Here is a 6,295-nt window from a genome sequence, read left to right as displayed (position 1 = left end):
CCCCCACGGTCCTCGCCGTCAGCGGCCGCGCCAGCTTCGAGATCGTCCAGAAGGCCGCCCGCGCCCGCATCCCCGTCGTCGTCAGCGTGTCCGCCGCCAGCTCCCTGGCCATCGACCTGGCCCTGCGTGCTGGGGTGACGCTGGCCGCGTTCTCAAGGAACGGCCGCTGCAACGTCTACACGGCGACAGAGCGCCTGGAGCCCTCCCCCCAACCTACGGGAATCCCTCATGACTTCCGCCATGACGCACCCCGCTAGAGGGGCAGGCGTCCAAACGTCAGACCGGCATCGTAGATGCAGTCCAGGGCCCGGCTGGGTCCCTTTGGAATCCAGCGAAGATCCAATGGGCCGGCCGGACTTCAATCACTCCGGAACAGAAGGCGCATCGGCTGTCACCTGGCGGACTCCAAGCTTTCACCTGATGTCCTGTCTTTCTTGCTGAGCAGTGGTTGCGCCGCGACGCACAATTTGGCAGTCTTGCATTTCCTCCTGGTTAAACTTTTCCAGTCTAGACGGCATCCTCTGCGAAACCTGAACGTGAGCAGAGGGGGGTGGACACGATGAGCAGTGCGACTGCAAGCGCCGAGGTCAAGGCCTCCGCTTCGACGCTGAAGGTGGACCCGGCCGAGGTCACGGATCCGCCGCGCCTGGCGCCGGGCTTCGCGGCGAAGTTGAACCTCACCGTGGATGTGGCGCTGCTGGTGGGGGTGCTGGTGGGGTCCGCATGGATGCGCGGCGGGCTGACGTTCCCCCTGGGCTGGGAGCTGCCCAGCATGGTGGTGACGGCGGTGCTGGTGTGGCTCATCACGGGCACGGCGCTGTGCCTCTACGACTCGCGCTTCGCCGAGCGCAGCAAGCTGGACCACGTGGCGCTGGTGTCCGTCACCACGCTGGCGGTGGTGACCATCCAGGCGGTGCTGGAGCTGGCGATGCCCGCGGCGGCCAGCGTGGGCCTGGCGCCGCTGCTCTTCGTCTTCTGGCCGGTGGCGCTGCTGCTGCGCCTGGGCGTCTTCCGGCAGGTGGCCTCGCAGGAGGCCCCCACGGAGGAGGTGCTCATCGTGGGCACCGGCGCCATGGGCCGCTACACGGGCGAGGACCTGCTCAAGCGCGGCCGTCACAAGATCCTGGGCTACGTGCGCTTCCCGGAGGACCACGCCTCTGGCGACAGCCTGCCGGCGGGCGTGCTGGGGCCCGCGGACGAACTGGAGCGCCTGTTCCGCACGCTGCCCGTCAGCGAGGTCTACATCGCGGGCAACACGCTCAAGCAGGGCGAGTCCATGCAGGCGGCCATCAAGCTGGCGGAGCGCTTCGGCGTGCCGTTCGCGCTGCCGGCGCACTCGTTCCGCCTGGACCGCGCCCGCCCGGTGGATTCCCGCGCGGTGGCGGACGGCTACCTGCACTTCGCCGCGGTGGCGCCCAAGCCGCACCAGATGGCCATGAAGCGCCTGTTCGACATCGCCGTCTCCGCGGTGGCGCTGTGGGCGCTGCTGCCGCTGTTCGCGGTGGTGGCGGCCTGCATCAAGCTCACCTCGCGCGGCCCCATCTTCTTCAAGCAGCTGCGCACCGGGCAGCACGGCAAGCCGTTCTACATGCTGAAGTTCCGCTCCATGGTGGTGAACGCGGAGGAGCTCAAGGAGCGGCTGGCCGCGCAGAACGAGCAGACCGGCCCCGTCTTCAAGATGAAGAACGATCCGCGCATCACCGGCATCGGCCGCTTCATCCGCAAGTTCTCCATCGACGAGCTGCCCCAGTTCCTCAACGTGCTGCGCGGTGAGATGAGCATCGTGGGTCCGCGCCCGCCGGTGCCCAGCGAGGTGGCGAAGTACGAGACGTGGCAGCGCCGCCGCCTGTCGGTGCGTCCGGGCCTCACCTGCATCTGGCAGGTCTCCGGCCGCAACCAGATCTCCTTCGAGCAGTGGATGTACCTGGACATGCAGTACATCGACCACTGGAGCCTCACCGGCGACCTGCGGCTGCTCCTCCAGACGGTGCCGGTGGTCATCACCGGTCGCGGGGCGAGCTAGCAACCAGGGTGTCATTCCGGGCCCGGCGTTGACGCGCCGGGCCCGTTTGTCTTTCCATGGGGCGGGCCTTCCTCCCCCTGAGTGCGAAGCAGCCGCTGAAGGCCCGCATCATCCATGACCGTGAACAGCTCCTCCTCCCCTTCCGCTGAAGCCGACGACGGCGCCCGTGCGAACGAAGTTCGCGGCGCGGTCCGCAGCACCCTGCAGCTCGGGGGCTCGCTGATGGTGACGTACGCCATCGCGCTGGGCATCCGCGCGCTGATGCCGCGCTACCTGGGCCCGGAGGCGTTCGGCTACTTCAACTGGTCGGAGGCGTTCGCCGCCACGTTCTTCGTGGCCACGAACCTGGGCCTGGAGACGTACATCCGCAAGGAGGTGCCGGTCCGCCCGGATCACGCGAGCGACTTCTTCGGCACCACCATGCTCTTGCGCCTGGCGATGACGCTCGTGCTCATGGTGGCGCTGGCGCTGGTGCTCCACCACACGGGCGAGCCCCCGGAGGTGCAGCACCTGGTGCAGTGGTTCGCGGTGGCCCAGTCGCTCATCGTCGTCAACGCGTCCATGGCCGCGCTGCTGCACTCCAAGGGCAAGGTCGCGGGCCTGTCGGTGTCCAACGTCATCACCAAGATTGTGTGGGGCGGGGGCCTGGCGCTGATGGCCGCGTTCGGCGTGGGCCTTCAGTGGCTGGCCGTGCCCATGGTGCTGTCGGAGGCGGTGAAGCTCATCATCAGCTGGAAGCTGGCGAAGGAGCACCTGAACCTCAAGTTCCGCATCGACCTCACCGAGACGAAGAAGGTGATGAAGGCGTGCCTGCCGTTCTTCCTCACGGCGGCGGCGCTGGCGTGCAACGGGCGCACGGACATGTCGCTCCTGGGCAAGCTCGCGTCGAAGGAGGAGGTGGGCTGGTACGGCGGTGCGTTCAGCATCGCGGGGCTCACGTTCCTCATCTCCCCCATCTTCGGCTGGGTGCTGATGCCCATGATGTCGCGCGCGGCGGCCCGCTCTCCGCAGGAGCTGTCGCACCTGACGCGCCGCTCGCTGGAGGGCGTGCTCGCGTTCACCGTGCCGGTGATGATGGCCATGGTGCTGGGCGCGGACCTGTGGGTGCGCATCATGTGCGGCCCCGGCTTCGAGCCCGCGGCGCTGCCCCTGCGCGTGCTGTCGCCCATCTTCGTGATGGCCTACGTCACCATGGTCAGCAGCATCTGGCTCACCATGTCCAACAAGGAGTGGTGGGTGACGCTGGCGGCCACCATGGGCGCGGTGGTGAACCCGCTCCTCAACCTGGCGCTCATCCCCTGGCTGTACGGGCGCATTGGCCCGTCCGGCGGCGCCACCGCCACGGCGATGTCCATGTTCCTCACGGAGGTCATCGTCACGGTGCTCTTCTTGAGCCGCATGGGACGGAACTCCTTTGACCGGCGTTCGCTGGTCATGGTGGCGAAGACGGCCGTGGTGTGCGGCGTGTGCGTGGTCCTGGACCGGGTGCTCCTGGGCGCGGGCATGGCGCCGTGGCCCCGGCTGGGGCTGACGGCCACCACCTACGTGGTGGGCGTGCTGGGCACCGGCGCCGTGCGCCCCGCGGAGCTGCTTCAGGTCGTGCGCATGGCGCGCCAGCGCGGTGGTAATGGTGGGGCTCCCGCCGAGGTGGCCGTGCCGGCCGCCCCCACCGCGTGAGGAGCGCCATGCCGTCCGTCCCGTCCCGATTCCGCGGCCCCGTCTCCCGCGCGCTGGCGTGCGCAGGGCTGCTCGCCGGGCTGCTCGTCGTGGCCCCCGGGTGCAGCGGCCTGGGCAAGTACACCTGGGTGAACGACTACCAGGAGAAGCCCACCGAGTCGGACGCCGCCTACCGCATCGTCCCCGGCGACGTGCTCAACGTGAAGGTCTTCGGCCAGGAGGCGCTCACCACGCGCGCCAAGGTGCGCGAGGACGGCCACATCAGCCTCACGTTCCTGGACGACGTGGAGGCCGCGGGCCACTCCCCCGCCCTCCTGGCCCAGCAGATCCAGACGCGGCTCAAGGACTTCATCAACCACCCCGTCGTCACGGTGTCGCTGGAGGAAGCGCGGCCCATGTCGGTGACGATGCTGGGTGAGGTGGCCAACGTGGGCGCGCACGTGCTGGACCCGGGCGCGACGCTGCTCCAGGCGCTGGGCGCCGCGGGCAGCTTCACGGACTACGCCCACCGCGACCGCATCTTCGTGCTGCGCCGGGACGACCCGGCGGCGGAGCAGCCCACGCGCATCCGCGTGCGCTACGAGGACATCATCCGCGGCGAGGGCCGCGCGGCGGGCTTCCGCCTGCGCCCCGGCGACGTGGTGGTGGTGGAATAGCCCGTGCTGGACGCCGCCCTCGCGAGCCTGTGGCTGGAGGTGGCCTCCGCCTCCGTGACGTACAGCGCCGCGGCCCGCGTGGACACCCGCGCGCGCTCCATGGAGGCCCAGGCCACGGGCGAAGCCACGTCCCCCTTCGCGGCGGACATGGACCTCGTCCCCACGGTGGGCCTGAAGTACGACGACGGCAGCGCGGTGGCGTCCGTGGAGTACGCGCCGCGCATCTCCTTCCGGGAAGCCACCACGAACCCGCGCACGGAGGTGCAGCACGTGGGGCGCCTCCTGGGAGACTGGCGCCCCGAGCGCGGCCTCACCCTGCACGGCACCCAGGAGTTCGTGCTGGGCCAGGTGAACCTCTTCACCAACCTGCCCCTGGGCGGCGTGCCAGGTGACGACCCGGCGGTGCCCGGGGACACGCCGGTCCCGGACGTCCCCATCCAGCCGCTGCCAGAGGGCGTGGACACGGTGTTCTTCCTGTCGTCCCTGACGACGCTGGCGGCGGAGACGGTGTGGCTGGGCCCGGGCTGGCGGCTGTCCGGCAGCGCGGGCTTCTCCGCCAGCGGCGGCCTGGACGACACGGCGAAGGAGGCGGTGCCCTTCCAGTACGGCCCCCGCGCGCAGCTGTCCCTGGGCTACGCCCCCGCACCCCGGCACACCCTGGCCACCACGGTGGGCTACACGGACTCACGCTTCTCCACCGGCGCTCGCGCCACGGTGACGACGCTGACCGGGGCCTGGACGCACCGGCTGGACCGGCGCACGTCGCTGGAGGCGGGGGTGGGCGTGGGTGTGGCGTACTCCGTGCGCGCGACGGAGGACGCGGCCCCGGACGACCCTGAGACGCCGGGTGCCACCCCGTCAGGTGGCCGGCGGCTGACGACCCTTCAGGTCGGGGAGACGCCGGTGGTGGAGCCGGCGCAGCGCCTGGAGCTGCTCCCGGACCTGACGCTGGCGGTGTCCCACCGGGTGCCGTCGCGGGTGGCGGACTTCAACGGCCGGCTCTCCGCGCGGGTGACGCCCTTCGTGGACCGGCTGACGGGGCTCGTCTACCCGAGGGCCGACCTGACGTTGAATGGCACCTGGGCGCTGGGCCCGCGCTTCCGGCTTTCCGGGACGGCGGGCAGCGCTTTCGCGGTAGGCGGGGCAGTGGGGGACCGGCAGGTGGTGGGCGGTGTGGGCGCGGGTTGGACGCTGAACCGATGGGTGACCCTGGAGGCGGATACGCGCACGGCGTGGACTCGCTCGCCCGACGTGGAGGCGGCCCGCATGGTGTGGTCCGCGACGCTGGGACTGACGGTCCAGAAAACGGGTATCCTCTGAGGCTCCCGCCATGGCGAAGCTCATCCTCCTGTCCGTCCTCATTGCCACCATCGCGCTGCCCGGAGCGGCCGCGCGCGATGCGCATCCCTGGAGGGGGATGAAGAAGGCCATCCTGTGGGTGGCCCTCTTCAACATGGCGTACGCATATGGCGTGCTCGTCCTCGTGCCCAGGTATGGGTTCGGGTGAGGGAAGGAAAGGCGTCAGACGTGATGGAGCTCCAACAGCTCACCGTCCTCCTGGTGGAGGACTCTCCGATGTTCCGCGTCATGCTGCGTGACATGCTCCAGCAGATGGGCGTGAAGAACGTGGTGGAGCAGCCCAACGGCAAGGCCGCCATGGAGTACCTGCGGACGGGCGAGCTCAAGCCGGACCTCGTGTGCCTGGACCTGACGTTGCCGGACGTGTCCGGCTACGACGTCTGCGAGCACATCCGCCGCACGCCCGCCATCGCGCACATCCCGGTGTTGATGGTGAGCGCGCGCAACCTGCCGGAGGACAAGGCGTACGCGGAAGAGGCCGGCGCCAACGGCTACCTGGGCAAGCCCTTCACGCCCGAGGAGCTGGAGAAGCGCGTGCGTCAGGTGCTCAAAACCACGGTTCCCCGGACCCACGCGTGAC

Annotated in this window: 7 protein-coding genes; all 7 read left to right on the top strand. The window is 69.9% G+C overall.

The features are described from left to right. Positions 1 to 257 (top strand): formate dehydrogenase accessory sulfurtransferase FdhD (locus D7W81_RS38980; RefSeq protein WP_208721656.1); only part of this gene is annotated, 257 nt, incomplete at its 5' end. A 293-nt stretch (positions 258 to 550) separates the two neighbouring features. Next, a complete protein-coding gene (gene epsZ / locus D7W81_RS38975) occupies positions 551 to 2,023 on the top strand; it encodes an exopolysaccharide biosynthesis polyisoprenyl-phosphate hexose-1-phosphate transferase EpsZ (RefSeq protein ID WP_120560414.1) in 1,473 nt (490 codons plus the stop codon). A 114-nt stretch (positions 2,024 to 2,137) separates the two neighbouring features. Continuing rightward, positions 2,138 to 3,700 (top strand): exopolysaccharide biosynthesis flippase, encoded by a 1,563-nt coding sequence (gene wzx, locus D7W81_RS38970; RefSeq protein ID WP_244227738.1) that lies wholly within the window; start codon positions 2,138 to 2,140, stop codon positions 3,698 to 3,700. A gap of 8 nt (positions 3,701 to 3,708) precedes the next feature. Next, on the top strand, positions 3,709 to 4,356 hold the full coding sequence (epsY, locus tag D7W81_RS38965; RefSeq protein ID WP_120560413.1) for an exopolysaccharide export protein EpsY: 648 nt from the start codon (positions 3,709 to 3,711) through the stop codon (positions 4,354 to 4,356). Between the two features lie 3 nt (positions 4,357 to 4,359). Then, positions 4,360 to 5,676 carry an exopolysaccharide export protein EpsX gene (gene epsX, locus D7W81_RS38960; protein ID WP_120560412.1) on the top strand — a complete coding sequence of 439 codons (1,317 nt, stop codon included), beginning with the start codon at positions 4,360 to 4,362 and terminating at the stop codon, positions 5,674 to 5,676. Between the two features lie 10 nt (positions 5,677 to 5,686). Then, positions 5,687 to 5,863 (top strand): hypothetical protein, encoded by a 177-nt coding sequence (locus D7W81_RS42890; RefSeq protein WP_167508149.1) that lies wholly within the window; start codon positions 5,687 to 5,689, stop codon positions 5,861 to 5,863. 23 nt (positions 5,864 to 5,886) lie between these two features. Next, complete coding sequence (gene epsW, locus D7W81_RS38955) at positions 5,887 to 6,294, top strand: exopolysaccharide biosynthesis response regulator EpsW (RefSeq protein WP_120560411.1); 408 nt, start codon at positions 5,887 to 5,889, stop codon at positions 6,292 to 6,294. Position 6,295 lies beyond the last annotated feature (1 nt).

Origin of the sequence: Corallococcus aberystwythensis, from assembly GCF_003612165.1 — a bacterium.
GTDB classification, from domain to species: Bacteria; Myxococcota; Myxococcia; order Myxococcales; family Myxococcaceae; genus Corallococcus; species Corallococcus aberystwythensis.
Note: the sequence above shows the minus strand (reverse complement) of the source record. Positions and strands in the feature narration are given on the sequence as shown.

What these genes read in the sequence shown, in the direction of transcription:
- wzx (WP_244227738.1), top strand. Translation starts at nt 2,138, where the DNA reads ATGACCGTGAACAGCTCCTCCTCCCCTTCCGCTGAAGCCGACGACGGC.
- epsY (WP_120560413.1), top strand. Translation starts at nt 3,709, where the DNA reads ATGCCGTCCGTCCCGTCCCGATTCCGCGGCCCCGTCTCCCGCGCGCTG.
- D7W81_RS42890 (WP_167508149.1), top strand. Translation starts at nt 5,687, where the DNA reads ATGGCGAAGCTCATCCTCCTGTCCGTCCTCATTGCCACCATCGCGCTG.
- epsW (WP_120560411.1), top strand. Translation starts at nt 5,887, where the DNA reads ATGGAGCTCCAACAGCTCACCGTCCTCCTGGTGGAGGACTCTCCGATG.